Genomic DNA, 18603 nt, shown 5'->3' on the forward strand with positions numbered 1-18603 from the left:
GACTGCGCCTGACGCCCGGGCATCTATTGAGATAGCTCAATAGTCACATTGCCATTGCCGGATAGTCTTGCACGATCGCGGCGCTAGGCTTGGTGAGCAGGATCGATCCTTGCCGGGGCACTTCGCGTGAAAGCCCCCGGCGTACGGGTCTCCATTCCCTTCCAAGCAAGCGAGCCCGCATGACTTTCACGCCGCCTGACGACGATATCGCAGAACCCGAAGCCCCGCCGCCGCGTCCGCTCATCAACCGGCGCAGCGTGCTGGCGGTCGGCGTGGTCGCGGCGGCGGGGGCGGCCGGGCTCTATGCCGCCGCGCGGCCCACGCCGCTGCCGCGCAATGCGAAAGGGCAGCGCAAGATCACGCTGGCGTGGAATGCCAACGCCATCTGCCTCGCCCCCGCGCTGCTGGCCAAGGAACAGGGCATCTACGAGCGCTTCGGCCTCGACGTGGAACTGATGAACTTCGCCGGGTCCACCGACCAGCTGCTGGAGGCGATCTCCACCGGCAAGGCCGACGCCGGGGTCGGCATGATCCTGCGCTGGATCAAGCCGCTGGAGCAGGGCTTCGACGTGCGGCTGATCGCGGGCACCCACGGCGGCTGCATCCGCGTGCTCGGCTCGCGCCGGGCGGGGATCACCGATGCGGTGGAGAGCCTGCGCGGCAAGGCGATCGGCCTTTCGGAAATCACCGGCGCCGGGCGCAATGCGCTGGCGGTGCTGCTGAAGGCCAATGGCCTCGATCCCAATCGCGACGTCGAATGGAAGGCATTTCCCGCGCCGCTCCTCGCCGCCGCGGTCGAGAAGGGCGAGATCCAGGCTTTCGTCGATTCCGACCCGATCGCCTACGTCCTGCAGAAGAACTCGGGCGGCGATCTGGTGGAGGTGCTCTCCAACCTCTCGGCCCCCTGGCAGGACCGCGTGTGCTGCGTGCTCGGCGCCAGCGGCGACCTGCTGCGCCGCGACCGCGCCAGCGGCGTCGCGCTGGCGCAGGCGCTGACGACGGCAGCCTCGATCTGCTCGCAGCAGCCCGAGGCGGTGGCGCGCGCCTTCGCGCCTTATGCCAAGGCCAGCGTCGAGGATCTGGTCGCGGTGCTGAAGATGCAGACCCACGATCACCACCCGGTCGGCCGCGACCTCCACCGCGAAGTCGCGCTCTATGCCGGAGAGCTGCGCGACGTCGGCGTGATGAAGCCGACCACCGATCCGCAAAGTTTCGCCAGCCGCACCGTCGAACAGCTTTTCGCATGAAGGACACGCCATGAGCAGCAGCGCCCTCGCCCTTTCGTCGAACGACCTCCCGGCGCGCATTGAAGAGGCCGCCACGCCGGCATCCCCCCGCGCGCCGGTGTGGCGTGGCGGCATTGTCGCGGCTCTGGCATGGGCTGGCGCCGCCGGGGTCACCTGGACGTGGCCGGATATCACGCCATGGTCCCGTTCGGGGCTTCTGGGTGCCGTTGAGTGCACGTTGGGTGCCGCTCTGTGCCTCCTCGCATTCGCCGGAAATCGCGGCCGACTGGCGGCACTCCGGCCTTGGGATCGCTGGCTCGGCGCGGGCGCGGTACTGCTTACACTGTGGCAGATTCTGACCGCAAAGACTGCAATTCTGCCGCTTCCGTTCTTCCCGCCGCCCCAGTCGATCCTCGAAGTCTACACCGACGACAGCGCCCGATTGCTCGAAAGCGCGGCCCGTTCGCTGCTCCTGCTGCTGCCGGGCTATGCGATCGGCGGGGCGGTCGGTTTCGCCAACGGCGTCGCCATCGGCTGGTGGAAACAGGCGAGCTACTGGGGCCACCCGATCCTGCGTTTCGTCGGCCCGCTGCCCGCCACCGCATGGCTGCCGTTGGCGTTCTTCGTGTTCCCCGGATCGCAGAGCGCGAGCACCTTCCTGATCGCGCTGGCGACCGCCTTTCCGGTCGCGGTGCTGACGTCCTCAGGCGTCAAGGGCGTCAATGCGGCGTACTATGACATCGCCCGGACCCTGGGCGCGAGCGAGCGGTTCCTGATCCTCAAAGTGGCGATCCCGACCGCGCTCCCGGACGTTTTCGTCGGCCTTTTCATGGGCCTCGGCGCATCGTTCGCAGTGCTGATCGTGGCCGAGATGATAGGCGTCAAGGCCGGGCTCGGCTGGTATCTGCAGTGGGCGCAAGGGTGGGCGGCCTATGCCAACCTCTACGGCGCGCTGATCGTGATGGCGCTGTTGTTCTCCAGCCTCATCGCCCTCCTCTTCACCGTTCGCGACCGCGTGCTCGCCTGGCAGAAGGCAATTGTTCGATGGTAACTCTGGTCCATTCCCCCGCGACTACCGGCCTATCCGTACAGGCCCGCGGCGTCCACCACGCTTTCGATACGCCCGGCAGCCCGCTGCCGGTGCTGGACGACGTCACCCTCGACATAGAGCCGGGCGAATTCGTCGCCCTGCTCGGCCCCAGCGGCTGCGGAAAATCAACGCTTCTGCGCCTGCTGGCGGGGCTGGAGGCACCCTCCGAGGGCAAGCTAGGCGCCGACAAGGTCCGCATCGTCGGCCCGGATCCGTCGCGACTGCTCGTATTCCAGGACCCGACGCTATATCCATGGCGCAGCGTGCGCGGCAACGTCGCGCTGGGCCTTGAGGCGCAGGGCGTGGACCCGCAGGAAGCCGCCGCGCGAACCGACCGGACCTTGCGCCTTGTTGGCCTCGAAGGCTTCGAGCAGGCCCTGCCGAGCGAGCTTTCCGGCGGCATGGCGCAGCGTGCTGCGCTCGCCCGCGTGCTGGTGAACGACCCGCGCCTGCTGCTGCTAGACGAGCCTTTCGGCAAGCTGGATTCGCTGACCCGCATGACCCTGCAGACCGAAATCCTGCGCCTGTGGCGCGATGCCGGGTTCACCGTGCTGCTAGTCACCCACGATGTCGAGGAAGCCCTGCTGCTGGCCCAGCGGATCGTCGTGTTCAGCCCCCGCCCCGCCCGGATCGTGCGCGAGGTGGCGGTCGAGGAGCCCTATCCCCGTCGCCGCGACAATCCAGCCCTGCAATCCTTGCGCCGGGACATTCTCGCCTCGCTCGGACACGCCCACGAGCTTTGAGAAGCCCCGGAGCCAAATGCTTCATGGGTGCTGCGACACGGCTTCGCCCTGCCTGACGATTTCATCGACAAGCGCGGCCGCGTGGCGGCTGAGCGCGGTAAAGTCGGCCGCACAAAGCACCAGATGGCGGCGTGCCCAACGATCCGCCAGCGGCACGATCGTCAACCCGCCGGAACGAACACGTTCGGCCGCCGCGAGCGGTAGAATGCCTATTCCGACGCCGGCTTCCACAAGCCGGGCCACGCTCTCGAAGCTGCGCAAGCGCACCCGGTAGCCAATCCTGCGGCCAAGTTTCGCGGCCTGATCCGCCAGATGCGAATGCAACGCTCCGGCGCTCAGGCCAACGAAAGGCTGGTCTAGCAGTTCGGCAAAACGCATCGACGAACTGCTCGCAAGGGGATGCTGGGATGGAAAAAGGACGACCAGCCTGTCCTCTGCGACCGTCACAGTCTCCAACCCCGCAGTATCGGCCGAGTTCGCGATGAGCCCGAATTCGGCCCTCCCTTCCGCGACGGCAGCAACGATATCTGCACTCGTACGCTCCTCGATGTCGACATCCACGTCGGGATGCGCAATCAGGAACACCCGCACGGCGGCGGGAAGCAGTTCGACAAGCGCAGCCGTATTCGAAAGCATGCGGATGTGCCCCTTGAGGCCCGATGCGAAAACGCCGAGATCACCCCGCATGCGCTCGATCTGCGCCGTCACGATGCGGGCATGCGCCAACAAAGTGCGTCCCGCAGGTGTGGGCACCACACCACGCCGGCCGCGCTCCAACAGCGAGGTTCCGAGCACGGCCTCCATGCCGCTGATCCGCGCGCTCGCCGAAGCCAGCGCCATGTGCGCAAGATTGGCGCCACCGGAGATGCTGCCTGCCTCCACTACGGCGATGAAGAGGCGAAGGTCGGTAAGGTCGAAACGCATGTGCCTTCGTTAACAGCGAAGGCTGGCATCGCATATCCCGCATTGTCGCATGCTGCGGGACGGACCACAGGTCGGGCAGCAACGTCACACAGGACAGGAAAGAGAACCACCATGCAACGCGAGCACAACGCGATCGTCGACCGGCAGTTCGGCGGACAGGCGCAGGCCTACGTCTCCAGCACCGCACACTCCAGCGGCCCTGACCTTGAGCGACTGGCGCATGTCTCGCAAGCCTGGTCGGCCGCAAGGGTCCTTGATCTCGGCTGCGGGGGCGGTCACGTCTCCTATACGATCGCACCAAACGTCGGCGAGGTCATCGCCTGCGACCTTACCCCGTCGATGCTCGATGCTGTGACGGGCGAAGCGCGGCGGCGCGGTATCGTCAACATTAGGACCCGGCAGGCCGCAGCGGAAGCGCTGCCTTTCGGCGACGGGGAATTCGACGCCGTGGTTTGCCGGATGAGCGCACATCACTGGCAGGACCTCGACGCCGGCCTGCGCGAGGGGCGGCGCGTTCTGAAAGCGGGGTCGCCCGCGATCTTCATCGACGTGATATCGCCCGGCCATCCGATGCTCGACACGCATCTGCAGGCGGTGGAACTGCTGCGCGACCGCAGCCATGTTCGCGATTACCGGATCGAGGAATGGTCGGCCGCGCTGAGCCGCGCCGGGTTCGATACCCTCCGCGTTTCCACGCATTCCCTGCCGATGGAGTTCGCCGCATGGGTCGAGCGGATGAAGACCCCGGCGCCCCTCGTCACCGCGATCCGGGCGCTGCAGACCGAAGCATCGGAAGCGGTGCGCGATGCCTTCGCCATCCGGGAGGACGGCAGCTTCACCATTCGGATCGCGACCTTCGAACTGACGGCGGCATAGCGCCCAGCCTCCGTGGTTCTAGCCGTAGGCTTTCACGAAAAACGCGGCAGTCACGCAGACCGCCAGGATCAGCGTCAAGGCCCGCACGACGCCGGAAGGCAGACGAACCCCCAGCAACGCGCCCAGATAGCCGCCTGCCGCCGCGGCTGGGGCGAGGATCAGAACCTCGCGCCAGCCAACCGCGCCCGTGGCTGCGAACAGCAGGACGGCAGATGTGTTCGCCGCCGTGACCAGCACGGTGCGCGGCCCTTGCAGGCGCTTGAGGTCATCGGGCGTCACAAAGCTCCAGAACGCCATCATCATGATGCCCACGGCGCCGCCGAAATAGCCGCCGTAGATGCCGAGGATGAACTGCCCGGTCAGGATCAGGCCGCGACCCGCGCCGCTCCAGCCGTGGATCGCGGACATGATGCGCCGCCCGAAGGCCAGCGCCATGGTCGCGGCGAGCAAAAGCCATTGCAGTGCCTGGAGAAACAGCGCCTGCGTCGTCGCCAGCAGCAGCACCCCTCCCGCCAGCCCGCCAACGACCGATACCGCCGCCATCCAGCGCAGCGAGACGCCCGCGATCGGCCCCAGCCCGTCCCGATAGACCCAGGCGCTGACCGCCCCGCCCGGATAGAGCGCCAGGCTGCTGGAGGCATTCGCCGTCACGGGCGGCACGCCCGCCGCCATCAACGCCGGCAGGGAAACGAACGAACCGCCGCCCGCCAGCGCGTTCATCGCCCCCGCCAGCAGGCCCGATCCGATGAGGAGAAAATCTGCGGTCATGGCACGGCTATGAGGATGCCGGGCGCCCCGCACAATCCGGATGATGCGAAGCCGTGCCTTCGTCCTGAACGAAGGCTAATGCGAAAAAGGGGCTTCAGATTGCGACAGCAGGCGAGATACCGCCGCCACGGTTGCGCTGGGTGGCGACGACGACGCGGTCGCGGCCGCCTTCCTTCGCACGAAGAAGCGCTGCGTCGGCAGTGGTGATCAATGCTTGGATCGGTCCATGGTGGGGATAGACGGCCAGCCCCAGCGAGACGGTGACCTGTCCGAGAGGTTGCCCCTCCTGCGTGAGATCAAGGCCCGCCACCCGCTCGCGGATACGCTCGGCCCGCTCCAGCGCCAGTGCCTCGTCAGCCCCCGGCATCAGCATGAGGAATTCCTCGCCGCCATAGCGAAGCGCCAGATCGTCATCTCGCGCACCACCGGCGAAGACAGCCGCGACGGTGCGGATGACGAAGTCCCCGGCATCGTGACCGAAGCGGTCGTTGAGGCCCTTGAAGTGATCGATGTCCATCATCAGGCAGGCGATCGGTGTACCTGCCGCATCGGCGGTGGCGACCAGCCGGCGTAGGGTGTCGTCCAGTTCATGCCGGTTGCGCAAACCTGTCAGCGGGTCGAACAGCGCCTTTTGGTGGAGCACGTCGCGAAGGTTCAGGTTGGCAAGCGCGAGCCCCACGGTCTCGGACATCAGTTCGATATAGATGCCGGTGGAATCGTCCGGCCCATGGTCGGCCGCCAGATTCTCCAGCACCAGCAGGCCGATCGTTTCGCCCTGCGCGGTCAGCGGCACGCAGATGGTCGCCCGCGCCGCCGAAGGAACAACGTGGCGGCAAGGGACGTCGAGCATCTCGCCGCCGGGCGCATGGATTTGACCGCGCCGCAGCGCCCAGCAATCGTCCGGGCCGAACGCCGCGTCGGTGCCCTGCGGCCCGCGCTCCCCCACCCCTTGATCTTTGACTCCTTGATCTTTGGCCCCGCGCCACTCGGCGGCACAGACCATCAGCTTCATGCGGTTGTCCAGCGTATAGAGCCGTCCCGCCAGCGTCGGCGCGATCTTGGGGGCGAACAGGCGCACCACGGCGAAGAGGTCGGAAACGCTCTCGCACCCCTGCAAGCGCTGTGTCATGCGCGCCAGCAGGTCCCGCACGGCCCAGTCGGCATCGCGCTCGCGCTCCAGCCGCTGGCGCTCCAGCCCGTTCTCCCGGAAGATGCGGATCGCCTGCGCCATGTCGCCGATCTCGTCGACTTGCGAGAACGCCGGGGTTTCCACGGTGTAGTCCTGGTCGGCAAGGCGGTTGACCACGTCGCTCAGCGTCATGACCGGACGCAGGATGCGTCGCTTCAGGATGAAGCCCAAAACCAGCAGGAACAGAGCGGCCGTGATCGCGACCATGGCCTCGGACACCGAGCGCAGCCGCTGCGAGGCCTGGCTCGCCTGTTCGATCGCATTGTCCGATCGCTGGTCGAGCATGTAGCGGAAGCGGCCGATCAGGAAGCGCACACGCTCCAGTTCGCGCTCGTACTCCGGTCCGAAGACGATCGCCCGCGCAGTGGCGCTCTCGCCGCGACGGCTGGCCGCGATCGCGGCCTGCTGCTCATCCTCCAGCGTCGTAGCCCAGCGGAGACCCTCCGCCAACGAGCGCAGTTCCTGTTCGCTGGCGCCGCCGTCCTTCAGCCTCGCGAGGCGCTGTTCAACCGAGCCGAGCGAGGCCCGCGTGCGCTCGTAGGCGATGGCATGGCTGGGGTCGTCGGTCACCGTCGCGAGGCGAGCCTGATCGGTCAGTTCGGCAAGGTCGTTCTCGACCTCGAAGGTCAACTGGTCGAACAGGTCGCGCTGACGCACCGCCGCGCGCTCGACCTTGTCGGCGCTGGAAGCCAGAACCATCGTGATGCCCGCCACGATGGTAAGGCAGACGGTCGCGCCATAGGCCCAGTTGGTGATCGTCGCAATGCGCATGAACGGAAGCTAGACCATTGTGGTTACTTTTTGGTGCATCCCCCAACAAGGCGACTCTAGCCAAATCCCGAATAGCGGGTAATCAGCGATCCGGTCTGAGCCATGTCTCGCATCACCGAAGGAAAGCGCGCAACCATGCCTTACGAACTATTGATCGATGGCGCGCTGATCGACGGTGCATCCAGCATCGAGGTCGTGAACCCGGCAAGCGGCCGCGCCTTCGCGTCCGCCCCCCGCGCGGACGAGGGACAGGCGTTGCAGGCGATCGCCGCCGCGAAGCGCGCGTTTCCGGGATGGGCCGCACTGGGGTTCGCCGAAAGAAGCCGCCGCCTCCACGAACTTGCCGAGGCGATCAGGCTGCGGGTCGACGACTTCGCGCGGCTGCTCACCCAGGAACAGGGAAAGCCGCTGAAGGAGGCAAGGCAGGAGGTTCTCGGCGCCGTCGCCGCGCTGACGTACTACGCGCCGCTCACCCTCCAGCCGCGTGTCCTGCGCGAGACGCCGACGGAACGCATCATCGAGCAGCGTTATCCGCTGGGCGTGGTGGCCGCGATCACGCCGTGGAACTACCCCTTGCTGCTGCTGATGGTGAAGCTCGCCCCGGCCCTCATCACCGGCAATACCGTTATCGCCAAGCCGGCGCCGACCACGCCGCTCACGACCTTGCTGCTGGGCGAGGTCGCCTCCGGCATTCTTCCGCCCGGTGTCTTCCAGACGCTGGTCGACCAGAACGACCTTGGCGCCCTGCTGAGCCGGCATCCCGACGTCGCGCATGTCAGCTTCACCGGGTCCACGCCCACCGGCAGGAAAGTGCTGGGTAGCGCGGCTGATACGCTCAAGCGGTTCACACTGGAACTGGGCGGCAATGACGCGGCGATCATTCTCGACGATGCGGACATCGCCAAGGTCGCGCCTCGGATATTCGGCGGCGCGACCACCAATGCGGGGCAGATCTGCCTTGCCGTGAAGCGGGTCTACGTCCCCAATTCGATGATCGATGCGCTATGCGCCGAGCTTGTCAGGCTCGCCGGAGAGGCCGTCGTCGGCGATGGGCTCGAACAGGGCACAACGATCGGGCCGATCCAGAACCGTGCCCAGTTCGAGAAGGTGCTGGGCTTCATCGAGGACGCACGAGCGCAGGGCACCATCGTCGCCGGTGGGAAAGCGCTTGCAGGCGACGGCTACTTCATCGCGCCGACCATCGTGCGCGACCTGCCCGACGATGCCCGCCTCGTGCGCGAGGAGCAGTTCGGCCCGGTGCTCCCGGTGCTGGGTTATGACGACCTGGAAGATGCGATCGGGCGGGCTAACGACAGCGAGTACGGCCTCGGCGGGACGGTGTGGACCTCTAACATCGATCGCGGCATCGCGGTCGCTTCACGCATCGAAAGCGGAACGGTGTGGGTCAACAAGCACCTGGAACTGCCCTTCGACGTGCCCTTCGGCGGCGCAAAACAGTCCGGGATCGGTCGTCAGCAGGGCATCGAGGGCATGGAGGACTTCACCCAGCCCAGGATCGTCAACGTCGCACTTGGCTGAGCCCTGATCGATCGTCGGCGGTCCCGTGCGACTTGCGCATGAGGTAGACGTCCATGATCCAGCCATGCTCCCGTCGCAGCGCCGAACGCAGATCGATGATCGTCTCCGCCACTTCGGCAAGGCGCCCGGCGACGAGTGCTTCGCCGGGCATGCCGAGGTAGGCGCCCCACCAGATGTCGATGCCTTGCGCATCCAGCGCCTCGAAGGCGCCGCCCTCGTCCAGCATGACCACCACCGTTCCCGCGCCGGGCGGCCAGCCATGCGTGCGCAGCAGCCGTCCGGTCGTGATCGTCACTGCGTCCGCCAGCTGGTTGAGCGGGATGGCATGGGCCGCGGTCAGCGCATGGAGGCTGGAGATGCCGGGCACCACGCGAATGTCGATGGCCATGCCCCCGCCGATGAGCAGTCCGGCGATCCGCAAGGTACTGTCGTAGAGCGAGGGATCGCCCCACACCAGCAGGGCAAGCCTGCCTCCTTCGGGCAGGTGCGTGGCGATCTGCGCGGCCCATGCGGCGGCGATGGCGCCGTGCCAGGACTGCACGCCGTCGATGTAGTCGCCCCCGGCATCGCGGGTCGGGAGGTCGAACTCGACCACGCGCACCGGCTGCGTCAGCACAGCGTCGCAGATGGTCCGGCGCACGTCGAGCAGCCCCGACTTGGCGCTGCCCTTGCGCGGCAGCAGGATCAGGTCGGCCTCGTTCATCGCGCGCATCGCCTGGACGGTCAGGTGATCGGGATTGCCCGTGCCGATGCCGATGAGGTCGAGATGGATCACTCGGCAGATCCGGCGTAGCGGGAGTCTGCGGTCTGCGGCCGGAAGCGGCGGTCGTAGCCGCGGGCGTAGAGGCTGCTTTCCCCGAAGTCCTCGGCAGCGAGCACCCGGCCGACGAGGATCAGCGCGGTGCGCTCCATGCTCCCGGCAACGGCGCCCTCGATCGTTTCCAGCGTGGCGCGCACGATGCGCTGGTCGGGCCAGCTCGCCCGCCATACGACCGCGACCGGGCAATCGGCGCCGTATACCGGGGCAAGGTCGGCCACGACCCGTTCGAGGTTGTGGATCGAAAGGTGGATCGCCAGCGTCGCCCCCGTCGCGGCAAAGTTGGTCAGGCTTTCGGCGGGCGGCATCGTGCTCGCGCGGCCGGGCGTGCGGGTCAACACCAGCGACTGCGCCAGCGCGGGCAGAGTGAGTTCGGCCTCCAGCGCGGCGGCAGCGGCCGCGAAGGCCGGAACGCCCGGGGTGACGGTGAAGGGAATGTCCAGCGCGCGCAGGCGGCGCAGTTGCTCGCCCATCGCCGACCAGACCGACACGTCGCCCGAATGGAGCCGCGCGACGTCCTGCCCGGCGGCATGGGCCTCGGCGATCTCGGCGATGATGGCGTCGAGGTCCATCGGCGCGGTGTTGACGATGCGCGCGCCGGGCGGGCAGTGGTCCAGCACCTCTGCGGGCACCAGCGACCCTGCGTAGAGGCACACCGGGCTTGCCGCGATCAGGTCGCGGCCGCGCAGGGTGAGCAGGTCGGGCGCACCAGGGCCGGCGCCGATAAAGTGGACGGTCATGCGGAAACTCCCAATGCTATGGCGCAAGTCGCCATGCGGTCGCGTGAAATGTGGCGGGGGCCTGCGAGCGTGGCGGCATCGTCGTCGAAAGCGGCAAGTGCACTGGCCTCGGCGACGCTGCCGACGCCTCTTGCAGCTTGCGCGGCGGTGGAGGCGGTGAGCGTAGACACTTGCGCCAGCTGGCCGGGCGGTACGGCGATCAGGGGCAGGTCCAGCAGGTTCCCCAGTTCGGCGAGCAGCGCCGCCTTGTCGGCCGGGGTGGCCAGATGCGTGACGGGCGGTGCACCCTCGCGCGCCTGTTGATACGCGGAAATCAGCGAGAACACGCTGGCTCCTGCGCGAAAACCGAAGCCAGCCACGATCACAGCACCACGCTCCACTGCACCACCGGATAGCGCGAACGCCAGCCGCGCCGGGTGCCGAGCGGTGCCGCATCCGCAAGTTCGATGCGCATCAGCGTGCCGCCTTGCTCGCCCTGCCAGCGGGCGAGCAAGGCTTCGGACTCCAGCGTCACAGCATTGGCTACCAGCCGGGTGCCTGTGGGAAGCCGCTGCCACAAGGCGTCGAGCAATCCGTCAGATAGTCCTCCACCGATGAACACGGCATCCGGCGGGCGGCCGTCAGGCAAGACCTGCGGCGCGCGGCCGAGGACGAGTTCCAGCCGGTCCACGCCCAGCGCCAGCGCGTTCGCCCTCGCCCGGCCGGCGCGGCTCGGATCGGCCTCGACGGCGCAGGCGGTGTTGGCCGGATGCGCCAGCAACCATTCGATCGAGACCGAGCCCGAGCCGCCCCCGATGTCCCACAAGCGCTCGCCGGGACGCGGCGCGAGGGCGCTGAGCGTCAGCGCACGTAGCGGGCTCTTGGTGATCTGGCCGTCGTGATCGAACAGATCGTCAGGCAAGCCGCTGGTCGCGGGCAAGGCGTCACCCACGCCGGCGACCTCGATCCCCACCGCTACCGGATGCCGGATATCGTCGAAGCCCAGCGCCTGTGCCTCGACGCTGCGCACCCGTTCGCGCGGCCCGCCCAATGCTTCCAGCACATGCAGCGTAGAAGCGCCGAAACCACGCTCGACCAGATACGCGGCCAGCCCAGCCACCGCTTCGCCATCACGCACGAGCACCAGTATGTGCCGCCCTTTGGCAAGGTGAGGCCGCAGGCGCTGCACCGGCGCGGCGTGAAGACCAAGGCAGGTGCAGCCCTGCAGCGCCCAGCCCAGCCGCGCGGCCGCCAGTCCGAACGTGGAAGGCGCCGGGTGCGCGATCCATTCGCCCGGAGCAAGATCGCGAGTCACACTGCTCCCCGCCCCGAACCAGAACGGATCGCCGGAGACCAGCACCACCACCTTGCGCCCGCGCTCCGCCAGCAGCAGCGGGATGCCGTCGGCGAAGGGAACTGGCCATTCGCGGCTCGGCGCACTAAGCCCCGGCAGCAACGCGAGGTGGCGGGCGGCGCCCATCACTAGTTGCGCCTGTTCCAGTGCCGCGCGGCTTGCCGCGCTCAGTCCGTCCGCCGCATCCTCGCCGATGCCCACGATCGTCAACCAGGGGGAAGCGATGCTGTCAGCCATGCCGAACATCCTGCTGCTGGGCGGAACCACCGAAGCGAGCGCGCTTGCCCGCCTGCTGGCGGCGTCCGGCATGACCGCAATGCTCAGCTATGCCGGACGCACCGAAAACCCGCGCCCGCAGCCGATCCCCACGCGCATCGGCGGCTTCGGCGGCGTGTCCGGGCTCGCCGCCTACTTGCGCGCAAACTGCGTTACTCATCTGGTGGACGCCACCCATCCCTTCGCCGCAACGATGAGCGCGAATGCGGTGGAAGCGGCGCGCATCGCAGGCGTACCGCACGCCGTGCTCACCCGCCCGGCATGGGAGCCGGTAGCAGGAGACGACTGGACCTATGCACCCGATATCGCCGGTGCCGTCGATGCCCTTGCCGGACCGCCGCGCCGCGTCATGCTCGCGCTGGGCCGCATGCACGTGGAGGCTTTCGCCGCCCGTCCGCAGCATCACTACCTGCTGCGCTTCGTCGATGCGCCGGACCTGCCGCCCGCGCTGCCCCGTCACACACTGGTGGTCGATCGCGGCCCGTTCAGCGTCGCGGACGACACGCGGCTCCTGCGCGACCATGCCATCGACCTCGTGGTCTGCAAGAACGCGGGCGGCAGCGGTGCCGCAGCGAAACTCGCCGCCGCGCGCGATCTCGGCCTGCCGGTGCTGATGATCGAGCGCCCGGTTCTTTCCACCCGCACCGAGTTCCACCAGCCCGGGGAGGTGCTCGACTGGATCGCTCATGCCGCATCCTTCGGAACCGAGCGCGGAGTGTAGAGAATCGACCCGCCCGGCCGCTCGATCACCCGCGTCCGGCTCGACCCGACGATCACCACGGTGCGCATGTCGGCCATCTCCGCGCTTGCCTGCCCGAGCGGGACGATCCGCAGCATTTCCTCCGGGGTCGACACCGCGCAGGCGAACAGGACCAACCGCTCGTCGCCGCAGGCATCGCGCAGGACTTCCAGCACTCTGGCGAACCCTTCGGGCCGCGCCCTGGATCGCGGGTTGTAGAACGCCATGGCGAAGTCCGCCTCCGCCGCCAGCTGCAGGCGCTTCTCGATGACGTTCCACGGCTTGAGGTTGTCGGACAGGTTGATCGCGCAGAAATCATGCCCGAGCGGCGCGCCTGCCCGTGCCGCGGCGGCGAGCATGGCGGTAATCCCCGGCAGCACGCGTATGTCGAGATCGCGCCATGAAACCGGCCCTGCCTCCAGCGTCTCGAACAGCGCGGAGGCCATTGCGAAGACTCCGGGATCGCCCGATGACACGACGACCACCCTGCGCCCCTGCGCCGCAAGGTCGAGCGCGAAGGCCGCCCGGTCCAGTTCCACGCGGTTGTCGGAAGGATGCAGCGTCAGCCCCGGCCGAGGCGCCACGCGCGCAACATAGGGAATGTAGCCGACCACGTCGGTCGCCTCGGCCAGCGCAGCGGTGACTTCGGGCGTGACGAGCGCCTCGCTGCCCGGCCCCAGCCCAGCGACGGCAACCCAACCGGCACTCACGGTCGGCGCCCCTGTCCGTGGATGAGCAGGATCGAGAAGTAGGGCGCGACCTGCTCGGCATCGACCAGCCGGGTCACCTTCTGGCCCGGCATGGCGGCGTGCTCGACCAACCATGCGGCATCCTCGCGCCCGGCTGCGGCCACGGCGCGGCGCAGCTTGGGCAGGTTGCGGCCGATCTTCATGACCACCAGCGCGTCGGTATCGCGGATGCGCCGCGCCAGCTCCGCTTCGGGCAGAGTGGCCATCGCCACCGTCAGCACGTCATCCCCCCACGTGATCGGCAGGCCGGTGGCGTTCCATGCACCCGCCATGCCGGTGATGCCGGGCACGACCTCCACAGGCGCTTGGCCCGCAAGGCGGCTGTGGAGGTGCATGAACGACCCGTAGAAGAACGGATCACCCTCGCACAGCACCACCACATCCTCGCCGGTGCGGGTGGCGTCCAGCAGCCGCTCGGTGCATCCGGCGTAGAACTCGGAGAGGCAGGCGTTGTAGCCCGGATCGGACAGCGGGATTTCGGTGGTCACCGGATATTCCATCGCGATCTCGACCGCATCGGCGCGCAGCAGGTCCTGCGCGATGCGCCGGGCGTGGCCGGAGCGACCCTTCTTGCGGAAATAGGCGATCTGCCGCGTGCCGCGCACCAGCCGGTCCGCACGCACGCTCATGAGGTCGGCCGCGCCGGGGCCAAGGCCGACGCCGTGGATCGTGCCATGATCCGGCGCGCTCATTCGGCACGGCTCGCAAGGGCGTTGATGGCCGCCACCGTGATGGCACTGCCGCCGAGGCGCCCCTCGACGATGCAGCAGGGGACCGGCGCCGCCTCCCACAGCGCGTCCTTGGACTCGGCCGCTCCCACAAAGCCCACCGGACAGCCGATGATCGCCGCCGGGCGCGGGCAGGCCGGGTCCTGCAGCATGTCGAGGAGGTGGAACAGCGCCGTGGGGGCGTTGCCGATCGCCACCACCGCACCTGCCAGATGCGGCCGCCACAGCTCCAGCGCGGCGGCGGAGCGGGTATTGCCCATGGTACGGGCGAGGTCCGGTACCTGGCTGTCGTTGAGGGTGCAGATCACCCGGTTGTCTGCGGGCAGGCGCGCGCGGGTCACGCCCTCGGACACCATGCGCGCATCGCACAGGATCGGCGCACCGGCGACCAGCGCATCGCGCGCTGCCGCCGCGAAACCGTGCGAGAAGCGGATATGCGCTTCGAGGCCCACCATGCCCGCCGCATGGATCATGCGCACCGCGACCGGCTCCTCCTCGGCCCCGAAGCGCACGAGATCGGCCTCGGCGCGGATGATAGCGAAGGACTGGCGATAGATCGCGGCGCCGTCCTTCTCGTAGGCATGCGGCATCAGGAAGCTCCAAGGCGGGCGAGAATGTCGGCGCTGTCCAGCCCTCGGCACAGCGGCTGCGCATCGGCGCGGGCGCCGAAGACAAGGTCGTAGCGTCCGCCGCGGCCGGTCACGGTCACGTCGGCGGGCAGCGAAGAGGCGCAGCCCTTGGCGCACCCGGACACATGCAGACGGCCCGGCACGAGGGGGGCAAGCCGCCGGGCCAGATCGCGGGTTTCCACGCTGGCCTGCGGGCAAGCGGGGGCACCGGGGCAGGCATCCACCCGCAGCAGCGGATCGGCGGGATCGGTCACGAGACCGGGAACATCGGTCGAGCAGCCCCCTTCGACGAGCAGCACGCGCCAGGGCGTCAGGCGCACTCCGGTGACGCCGGGGCTTCGCATCAGGTCCAGCAATGTCTTCGCCTCGATGCCCCCGAACGGCAAACCACAGGCGATCCCGTCCCGCCGCCGGCCGGGCGCGATGGGCGGTTGAGGCGGGGCGGGCCGGGCACCATCGCAGGCCAAGGCGGGCAGCGGAGCGTGGTGCCGGGCCATCCGCCGCGCCTTCGCGCCGCCGCTTTCGACGAACCACCGCGCGAGCGCCAGCAGGGCATCGACCTCGCCGCCGACCGTCAGCTTCACGCCCTCGGCTCGCCCGTCGGCGCGCAGCATCAGCGGGCCGTCGAGGGTGCGTTCGATCCGAAAGTCGCCCGGCTCGCGCGCCAGCACCGGCGCCTCGCCCGCATCGATGACGAAGCCGACCTTGCCCGGCAGCTGCGGAAATCCCGCCAGCCGGTCGCGCAGTTCGTCGGCGATGCGCGCGGTGTCGTCGCCCGCACGCCAGTCCGGTGCAGCGAGGATGTTGCGGTGGCTCTCCCGCTCGCCGTCACCATCGACGAGACCGAGCGCGCACAGATGCTCCAGCAGGACCGGCCAGTGCACCTCGCTTACCCCGCGAATCTGGAAGTTGGCGCGCCGCGTCAAGTCGATCAGGCCATTGCCATAGGCCAGCGCGGCCTCGCCCAAGGCAACCGCCTGGGCGGCGCTCATCCGGCCGAGGTGCGGCTTGACCCGCACCAGCAGTCCATCTCCGGCCATCATCGGACGCCAGGCGTTGGGGCACCAGCCCCGTATCACGCCCTCTTCCTGCAGGCTCACAGCCATCCCACCCCGCGCGCCGGGCCGAACCTGAGGATGGGGCTTACCGGCCACAGCCGACCGACGCGGGCCGACGGGCGGGCGCAACAGGCGCCCGGCGACACGCGCGCGTGCAGCCCCAGCCGCACCGCTTCGTCGCCCAGACGGAAGAACAACCGTGCCGTGACCATCCCCTGGACCAAGGCAAGAGCGACCAGTGCGCCGGCAGGTCTCCTGGCTCGCGGGTCACAGCTTGATGCACGCCTTCCCGGACCTTTAAGGCCCAGTGGCTGCCCCTCGAAAGGGCGAGTGCATCGCGCTACCCGCTTACAGTTGCAGGGACAGCCGCGGATTTGGGAGCAAGCCCCCGCACCGCATTCCCGATTAAGCCCCGTCAGGGGCACCGGCGCGATCATGTTCGAAGAACGGAGTTTCCCCACCCTTCGAGCGCTGCGCCTTACAGCGACTTTGCAGGAGGGTAAACTCCTGTTCGCCAGGATTGATCGTCATCGAATCAGTCGATTGCGATCGGTGCCCGCAGCGACTATATCCACTGCACCCCTGACGGAGTGTGTAATCATGAACTTGTCCCTGACCGCATCGCCTACCCGCCTTGCCGCCAAGGAAACCTGTGTTCATGCCTGCCTCCATTTCCATTTCCAAACTCACCTGGCCCGCGCCTGACGGCCGCCGCGTTCTTGATGACCTGACCCTCGATTTCAGCAAGGAACGCGCCGGCCTTGTCGGACGCAACGGCATTGGCAAATCGACGCTGCTGAGCCTCATCTGCGGCGACCTGTCGCCGTCCAGAGGAACCGTTCGCGTTCAGGGCACAGTGGGATTGCTACGGCAGGCTGTACAGGCATCGGCCGACGGCACCGTGGCGCATCTGCTCGGAATCGCCGATGCACTCGCGGTTCTTCGCGGCGCCGAAGCCGGCACCGCGACGTTGGACGAACTGGTCGAGGCCGACTGGACCGTGGAAACCCGCGCAGCCGACGCACTGGCCTGCCTAGGGCTGCCGATACCGCTCGATACGCCGCTCGGCTGCCTGTCGGGCGGACAGAGGACACGCGCGGCGCTGGCGGGATTGCATTTCACCCAGCCGGATTTTCTGCTGCTTGATGAGCCGACGAACAACCTTGACGCAGAGGGCAGAGCGGCCGTCATCGATATGCTGGCGCACTGGCGTGCAGGCGCCATCGTCGTGAGCCATGACCGCGAATTGCTCGACGCCATGGACTCGATCATCGAACTTACCTCGCTGGGGGCCGCGCGTTATGGTGGCAACTGGAGTGATTACTGCGCACGCAAGGCCGTTGAACTCGCTGCCGCCGAGCATGATCTCGCATCGGCCGAGCACCATCGGGCGCAAGTGACCCGCAAGACGCAAATAACCGCAGAGCGTCAGCAGCGGCGCGATGCAGCGGGAAATCGCCAGGCCGGTCGTGGCGGCATGCCGCGTATCCTGCTCGGGGCCCGCCGCGAGCAGGCGGAAAACAGCGGCGGAGAAAACAGACGCCTCGCCGAACGGCAGCGCAGCGAGGCGGAACTCGCTGTGAAACGGGCAAGGGCGCGGATCGAAATATTCCAGCCCATCTCGGTTCAGATCGCGACGACAGGCCTTAACCCGTCTCGCGATGTTCTTACGCTCGAGCATGTCTCCGCAGGATACGAGGATGGGGCATCGATATTACGCGACATGTCACTGCGCATCGTCGGACCCGAACGGGTTGCGATAACCGGAGCGAATGGCAGCGGCAAATCGACTTTGCTGCGGGTCATCATCGGCGAACTTACCCCGTCGTCAGGGCGAGCGGAATGCCACGTTCCCCGTAGGCTACTCGATCAGCAGGCCACCATCCTGCACAAGGAACAGACCATCGCTGAGAACTTCTCGCGACTAAACGAGGGGGTGGACAATAATGCATGTCGCGCGGCGCTGGCTCGTTTCGGCTTCAGGGCAGCAGCAGCCGACAAGGCCGTCCACGCCCTGAGCGGAGGTCAGATCCTGCGCGCCGGCCTTGCCTGCATCTTGGGCAACCCTGCTCCGCCGCCGCTCCTTATCCTCGACGAGCCGACGAACCATCTCGACCTCGAATCGATCGCTGCGATCGAAGCCGGATTGATGGCCTACGATGGCGCGTTAATCGTGGTCAGTCACGATCGACGATTTTTGGATCGAATTCGCATTACGCAGACGGTCGAACTGGAAACTGGCGGCTGGATCCGCTCGACATGAGCATTGACCGAGAGGCCGCAGACTGAACCGAGCAATGCCGTGCGCCCGATCTTGGTCGCCAAAACAAGGCCTAGCCCCGGAACATTACGCAGCTATCGCTATTCACCATGCGCGGTCGGCGGCTGGGTCATTGCGCCGGGCGGGC

At 67.9% G+C, this 18603-nt stretch carries 18 protein-coding genes and 1 riboswitch; of the genes, 7 read left to right on the forward strand and 11 right to left on the reverse strand.

What is annotated here, in order from left to right; all coding sequences use genetic code 11:
- Window positions 1-179 precede the first annotated feature (179 nt).
- From QRN25_RS04620 to QRN25_RS04630, 3 genes are read left to right on the forward strand one after another with little or no spacing between them, the layout of a single operon-like run.
- The gene (locus QRN25_RS04620; RefSeq protein WP_285017708.1) at window positions 180-1247 is read left to right on the forward strand and encodes an ABC transporter substrate-binding protein; all 1068 of its coding nucleotides are present in this window, start codon (window positions 180-182) and stop codon (window positions 1245-1247) included.
- A gap of 10 nt (window positions 1248-1257) precedes the next feature.
- Window positions 1258-2277, forward strand: a complete 1020-nt coding sequence (locus QRN25_RS04625; protein ID WP_285017710.1) for an ABC transporter permease — start codon at window positions 1258-1260, stop codon at window positions 2275-2277.
- Entirely contained in the window at window positions 2271-3059 is a 789-nt protein-coding gene (locus QRN25_RS04630) for an ABC transporter ATP-binding protein (RefSeq protein WP_285017711.1), read from the forward strand. Before QRN25_RS04625 ends, QRN25_RS04630 begins: the two co-directional genes overlap by 7 nt.
- 21 nt (window positions 3060-3080) lie before the next feature.
- On the opposite strand, the gene QRN25_RS04635 is transcribed toward QRN25_RS04630, so the two are convergent.
- Entirely contained in the window at window positions 3081-3983 is a 903-nt protein-coding gene (locus QRN25_RS04635) for a LysR family transcriptional regulator (RefSeq protein WP_271182192.1), read from the reverse strand.
- A gap of 111 nt (window positions 3984-4094) precedes the next feature.
- Here QRN25_RS04635 and QRN25_RS04640 point away from each other — a divergent pair, with 111 nt between their 5' ends.
- Window positions 4095-4859, forward strand: a complete 765-nt coding sequence (locus QRN25_RS04640; protein ID WP_285017712.1) for a class I SAM-dependent methyltransferase — start codon at window positions 4095-4097, stop codon at window positions 4857-4859.
- An 18-nt stretch (window positions 4860-4877) separates the two neighbouring features.
- Here the strand turns inward: QRN25_RS04640 and QRN25_RS04645 are convergent, their stop codons facing one another.
- Together QRN25_RS04645 and QRN25_RS04650 are read right to left on the reverse strand one after the other, a co-directional pair.
- A complete protein-coding gene (locus QRN25_RS04645; protein ID WP_285017713.1) occupies window positions 4878-5627 on the reverse strand; it encodes a sulfite exporter TauE/SafE family protein in 750 nt (249 codons plus the stop codon).
- Window positions 5628-5721: 94 nt separating this feature from the next.
- Window positions 5722-7587, reverse strand: coding sequence for a diguanylate cyclase (locus QRN25_RS04650; RefSeq protein WP_285017714.1), 1866 nt, complete (start codon window positions 7585-7587; stop codon window positions 5722-5724).
- Window positions 7588-7722: 135 nt separating this feature from the next.
- On the opposite strand from QRN25_RS04650, the gene QRN25_RS04655 reads away from it, so the two are divergent.
- Window positions 7723-9126, forward strand: coding sequence for an aldehyde dehydrogenase family protein (locus tag QRN25_RS04655; protein WP_285017715.1), 1404 nt, complete (start codon window positions 7723-7725; stop codon window positions 9124-9126).
- Here the strand turns inward: QRN25_RS04655 and cobF are convergent.
- Genes cobF through cbiE form a run of 4 tightly spaced genes read right to left on the reverse strand, consistent with a single transcriptional unit; the run spans window position 9107 to window position 12253 of the window.
- The gene (gene cobF / locus QRN25_RS04660; RefSeq protein ID WP_285017716.1) at window positions 9107-9901 is read right to left on the reverse strand and encodes a precorrin-6A synthase (deacetylating); all 795 of its coding nucleotides are present in this window, start codon (window positions 9899-9901) and stop codon (window positions 9107-9109) included. The genes QRN25_RS04655 and cobF overlap by 20 nt on opposite strands.
- On the reverse strand, window positions 9898-10683 hold the full coding sequence (cobM, locus tag QRN25_RS04665) for a precorrin-4 C(11)-methyltransferase (RefSeq protein WP_285017717.1): 786 nt from the start codon (window positions 10681-10683) through the stop codon (window positions 9898-9900). The genes cobF and cobM overlap by 4 nt, the downstream gene beginning before the upstream one ends.
- A complete protein-coding gene (locus QRN25_RS04670; protein WP_285017719.1) occupies window positions 10680-11048 on the reverse strand; it encodes a cobalamin biosynthesis protein in 369 nt (122 codons plus the stop codon). Before QRN25_RS04670 ends, cobM begins: the two co-directional genes overlap by 4 nt.
- Complete coding sequence (gene cbiE / locus QRN25_RS04675) at window positions 11045-12253, reverse strand: precorrin-6y C5,15-methyltransferase (decarboxylating) subunit CbiE (protein ID WP_285017720.1); 1209 nt, start codon at window positions 12251-12253, stop codon at window positions 11045-11047. Before cbiE ends, QRN25_RS04670 begins: the two co-directional genes overlap by 4 nt.
- Here cbiE and QRN25_RS04680 point away from each other — a divergent pair.
- Window positions 12252-13013, forward strand: a complete 762-nt coding sequence (locus QRN25_RS04680) for a cobalt-precorrin-6A reductase (RefSeq protein WP_285017733.1) — start codon at window positions 12252-12254, stop codon at window positions 13011-13013. The two genes, cbiE and QRN25_RS04680, sit on opposite strands and share 2 nt — an antisense overlap.
- On the opposite strand, the gene cobJ is transcribed toward QRN25_RS04680, so the two are convergent.
- Genes cobJ through QRN25_RS04700 form a run of 4 tightly spaced genes read right to left on the reverse strand, consistent with a single transcriptional unit; the run spans window position 12977 to window position 16243 of the window.
- Window positions 12977-13741 carry a precorrin-3B C(17)-methyltransferase gene (gene cobJ, locus QRN25_RS04685; protein WP_285017721.1) on the reverse strand — a complete coding sequence of 255 codons (765 nt, stop codon included), beginning with the start codon at window positions 13739-13741 and terminating at the stop codon, window positions 12977-12979. The genes QRN25_RS04680 and cobJ overlap by 37 nt on opposite strands.
- A complete protein-coding gene (gene cobI, locus QRN25_RS04690; protein WP_285017722.1) occupies window positions 13738-14472 on the reverse strand; it encodes a precorrin-2 C(20)-methyltransferase in 735 nt (244 codons plus the stop codon). Before cobI ends, cobJ begins: the two co-directional genes overlap by 4 nt.
- A complete protein-coding gene (locus tag QRN25_RS04695) occupies window positions 14469-15098 on the reverse strand; it encodes a precorrin-8X methylmutase (protein WP_271182203.1) in 630 nt (209 codons plus the stop codon). The genes cobI and QRN25_RS04695 overlap by 4 nt, the downstream gene beginning before the upstream one ends.
- Window positions 15098-16243 (reverse strand): ferredoxin-like domain-containing protein, encoded by a 1146-nt coding sequence (locus tag QRN25_RS04700; RefSeq protein WP_285017723.1) that lies wholly within the window; start codon window positions 16241-16243, stop codon window positions 15098-15100. The genes QRN25_RS04695 and QRN25_RS04700 overlap by 1 nt, the downstream gene beginning before the upstream one ends.
- A gap of 180 nt (window positions 16244-16423) precedes the next feature.
- Window positions 16424-16639: riboswitch (cobalamin riboswitch) on the reverse strand.
- Between the two features lie 214 nt (window positions 16640-16853).
- Between QRN25_RS04700 and QRN25_RS04705 the strand changes: the two genes are divergently transcribed.
- Window positions 16854-18458: an ABC-F family ATP-binding cassette domain-containing protein gene (locus QRN25_RS04705; protein ID WP_285017724.1), complete on the forward strand. Its 1605-nt coding sequence runs from the start codon at window positions 16854-16856 to the stop codon at window positions 18456-18458.
- Window positions 18459-18603 lie beyond the last annotated feature (145 nt).

This window comes from Novosphingobium sp. fls2-241-R2A-195, from assembly GCF_030209485.1.
GTDB lineage: Bacteria > Pseudomonadota > Alphaproteobacteria > Sphingomonadales > Sphingomonadaceae > Novosphingobium > Novosphingobium resinovorum.

Coding starts and splice junctions, on each gene's coding strand:
- QRN25_RS04620 (WP_285017708.1), top strand. CDS start 180: ATGACTTTCACGCCGCCTGACGACGATATCGCAGAACCCGAAGCCCCG.
- QRN25_RS04625 (WP_285017710.1), top strand. CDS start 1,258: ATGAGCAGCAGCGCCCTCGCCCTTTCGTCGAACGACCTCCCGGCGCGC.
- QRN25_RS04630 (WP_285017711.1), top strand. CDS start 2,271: ATGGTAACTCTGGTCCATTCCCCCGCGACTACCGGCCTATCCGTACAG.
- QRN25_RS04635 (WP_271182192.1), bottom strand. CDS start 3,983: ATGCGTTTCGACCTTACCGACCTTCGCCTCTTCATCGCCGTAGTGGAG.
- QRN25_RS04640 (WP_285017712.1), top strand. CDS start 4,095: ATGCAACGCGAGCACAACGCGATCGTCGACCGGCAGTTCGGCGGACAG.
- QRN25_RS04645 (WP_285017713.1), bottom strand. CDS start 5,627: ATGACCGCAGATTTTCTCCTCATCGGATCGGGCCTGCTGGCGGGGGCG.
- QRN25_RS04650 (WP_285017714.1), bottom strand. CDS start 7,587: ATGCGCATTGCGACGATCACCAACTGGGCCTATGGCGCGACCGTCTGC.
- QRN25_RS04655 (WP_285017715.1), top strand. CDS start 7,723: ATGCCTTACGAACTATTGATCGATGGCGCGCTGATCGACGGTGCATCC.
- cobM (WP_285017717.1), bottom strand. CDS start 10,683: ATGACCGTCCACTTTATCGGCGCCGGCCCTGGTGCGCCCGACCTGCTC.
- QRN25_RS04680 (WP_285017733.1), top strand. CDS start 12,252: ATGCCGAACATCCTGCTGCTGGGCGGAACCACCGAAGCGAGCGCGCTT.
- cbiE (WP_285017720.1), bottom strand. CDS start 12,253: ATGGCTGACAGCATCGCTTCCCCCTGGTTGACGATCGTGGGCATCGGC.
- cobI (WP_285017722.1), bottom strand. CDS start 14,472: ATGAGCGCGCCGGATCATGGCACGATCCACGGCGTCGGCCTTGGCCCC.
- QRN25_RS04695 (WP_271182203.1), bottom strand. CDS start 15,098: ATGCCGCATGCCTACGAGAAGGACGGCGCCGCGATCTATCGCCAGTCC.
- QRN25_RS04700 (WP_285017723.1), bottom strand. CDS start 16,243: ATGGCTGTGAGCCTGCAGGAAGAGGGCGTGATACGGGGCTGGTGCCCC.
- QRN25_RS04705 (WP_285017724.1), top strand. CDS start 16,854: ATGCCTGCCTCCATTTCCATTTCCAAACTCACCTGGCCCGCGCCTGAC.